Raw genomic sequence first — 539 nt, forward strand, 5'->3', positions numbered from 1 at the left:
TCGTGCGGCGCGCGGTGTGGAGCGAATATGATGACTGGGCTGCGTCAGTCGAACAGCGGCTGATGAATGCCATGAACGAACTAGTTGAGGAAGATGAAGATGAACAAGAAGTATCACCGTGAGGTGCGTCCCATGTTCAAGTCGCTGGAGCAGTATCTAGGTTTGGAACTGGATCGTGTCCGGCACACGGAACTCGAACAGTTCGCGGAAGAGCACAAACAGTTCGTGCGCCTGAACGACAAGAAGGACGAGGCTCTGTTCGGCATCGAATGCCACACGCTCAAGATTCGTGCAGACTACGACGCGCGCATTGACGCCACTGTCTATCAAGGCTTGATCGAAGGCTATGCTCCGTACGAGGTCTTGTTCGATACCGGATACCGGTCCAGCGTGGACGAGGTGCTGACGTACCTCAAACTCGGTGTCGAGAATCTGGGCCTCGGGAATCCCGATCTCGACGAGGAAGATGAAGACGAGGACGAAGTAGATGCATAAACATTGGATTCGCGAGTTTTCGGATAGTCCTAAGCCGGCACCTC

1 protein-coding gene is annotated in these 539 nt (G+C 54.4%); it reads left to right on the plus strand.

Going from position 1 to position 539, the window contains the following annotated elements; translation table 11 throughout:
• Positions 1-99 precede the first annotated feature (99 nt).
• The gene (locus AC1RO3_RS08420; protein ID WP_281106398.1) at positions 100-495 is read left to right on the plus strand and encodes a hypothetical protein; all 396 of its coding nucleotides are present in this window, start codon (positions 100-102) and stop codon (positions 493-495) included.
• Positions 496-539 lie beyond the last annotated feature (44 nt).

Source organism: Dellaglioa sp. CoH-57-MRSF-19, from assembly GCF_056781975.1.